Source organism: Muricomes intestini (genome assembly GCF_004346165.1).
Classification (GTDB): Bacteria; Bacillota; Clostridia; order Lachnospirales; family Lachnospiraceae; genus Muricomes; species Muricomes intestini.
The window spans coordinates 1-1,370 of record NZ_SLZZ01000068.1; the positions used below are offsets into that span (position 1 = coordinate 1).

Consider the following 1,370-nt stretch of genomic DNA (forward strand, 5'->3'; position numbering starts at 1 on the left):
GGAGCAACACCGGATGGACGTGATGCATATATGTCTGTTGCAGATGGGCAGTCACCAATGAGAGGGACCGATGTGAATGGACCTACAGCAGCAATTCGGTCTGTAGCAAAACTCCATAATGAGTTGTTCTCCTGTGGTTCTCTTTATAATATGAAATTTACTCCTGAAGAATTAGTATAAAATAAAGTCCTTTTGAATGAACGTCTTTTGAACATAGAAGTACCTTTATGTTCAGAGGGCGTTTATTTTTAATGCGGATAATAAAACTAAAAATAGTGCACCTTTTACAAAATAAAATAGGTTTTAAAAAAAATAACTAATTGATAAAATGAATACAACAAGAAAACATACAATTCGCACAAGAGAGTGGGAGGGAAAAGGAGAAAATTATGGAAATAAAAGATTCCTATCAGATTTCAACGGAGCCTGTAAGATCAGAAAGGATTGATACACTACACAAGTATATCACTAATTCTCAATATGGTGTTTGCGTTGAAAGAGGGAAATTAATCACAGAGTATTACAGAGAACATACGGATCAGACTCCAATTATTAGAAGGGCCAACGCAATTGACTATGTTCTTCAGAACATGAGTATTTACATCCTGCCCGGCAGCTTATTTGCAGGAAACCAGGCATCATGTCCTAGATGGGCACCTCTATTTCCTGAATATGAAGTTGAATGGATTGAAAAAGAAATGATTCACGGAGAGCCATATTCACTGGATAAGCGTCCGGCAGATCGTTACACCCTTCGTGAAGAAAACAAACCTGTTATTCAGGAAATGTGTGATTGGTGGAAAGGCAAAACAATCACGGACATGTTAAGAACACGTCTTCCGAAAGAAGCACTTGCTACTCACTATGATCTAAAAGCTGCTGATATTGGCACCTATTTTCAAGGAGGTGACGGACACTTTGCACCGGATCATCCATGGCTGATCAGAAATGGCGTACAGACAATTATCAATCAGTGTGAAGAAAACCTAAAGAAGATTGATTATAAGAATGATCCAGATTACATTAAGAAAAAAGACTTTTATGAAGCGGCAATCATCAGCGCCAATGCAATCATTAAATTTGCGGCAAGATATGCAGATTTAGCTGAAAAGATAGCTGCAGAGGAAAAGGATGAGACAAGAAAAGCAGAACTTCTAGATATGGCAGACATTTGCCGCAACGTTCCAAGGAACCCGGCACGTAACTTTAAAGAGGCATTGCAGTTTATCATTCTAACCCATATCTGTATTCAGATTGAAGATAGTGGTGCAGGCGTATCTTTTGGCCGTTATGACCAGTTCATGCAGCCGTATTATGAAGCAGGTATTGCGGATGGAACACTGACCAGAGAACTTGCAACCGAGCTGACA

At 39.2% G+C, this 1,370-nt stretch carries 2 protein-coding genes; both read left to right on the plus strand.

Annotated features, from left to right (window positions below; translation table 11 throughout):
* Window positions 1-180: glycine radical domain-containing protein (locus EDD59_RS17625; protein ID WP_132384276.1), on the plus strand; the 180-nt coding region annotated here is incomplete at its 5' end.
* A gap of 209 nt (window positions 181-389) precedes the next feature.
* Window positions 390-1,370, plus strand: a 981-nt coding sequence (locus EDD59_RS17630; protein ID WP_279233380.1) for a pyruvate formate lyase family protein, incomplete at its 3' end; no start/stop codon positions are given.